This is a genomic window from Saccharothrix xinjiangensis, from assembly GCF_039527585.1.
In the GTDB taxonomy this organism is placed as follows: domain Bacteria; phylum Actinomycetota; class Actinomycetes; order Mycobacteriales; family Pseudonocardiaceae; genus Actinosynnema; species Actinosynnema xinjiangensis.
Map to the genome: position 1 here is coordinate 1 of NZ_BAAAKE010000106.1, position 515 is coordinate 515.

Consider the following 515-nt stretch of genomic DNA (forward strand, 5'->3'; position numbering starts at 1 on the left):
CATGCTGTTCAGTGCATCAACGGAAGGAGTCTCCGTATGATATTGTCGGCCGATTTCATTGGCGACCAGTTGATCCACCAGCATTAATTTTTCCTTTAGTTGCGTAGTTGATGTCCACTGTTTTATGCCTTTGAACGGCTTAAGGAATTGTTCCATCACCTCGTGAATAACAGTGCCCAGGCGGTTCATTTCGAATTCGTAGGAGATGGTGGGCGGTTCCTTAATTTCTGCAACATGTTTTAGGAAAAATTGTAAGGGTGATTGCAAATACGTTGTTAAGGCCGTTGCAGACAGTTTCTTTTTTCCGAGGATATAGCTGTCATACATGTTTGACCAGACAGCGCCCTGTTTGTGGACAATCAGCTCGGGCGCTGGATTTTGGAATCGGATCGGCTGTTGTTGGGTATGTGTGACAAAATGGAAGTTGCTTTCAAATTGTAGCTGTTTTATAAATCGGCTTTCTTCTCCGCTACTATTTTCATCAACGATACTGTTGTAAAAGATATGGATATCAA

General features: G+C 42.7%; 1 protein-coding gene. It reads right to left on the minus strand.

Annotated elements, in window-relative coordinates:
* The coding region (locus ABD223_RS43440) for a PD-(D/E)XK nuclease family protein (RefSeq protein WP_344044238.1) at window positions 1–515 on the minus strand (515 nt) is incomplete at both ends.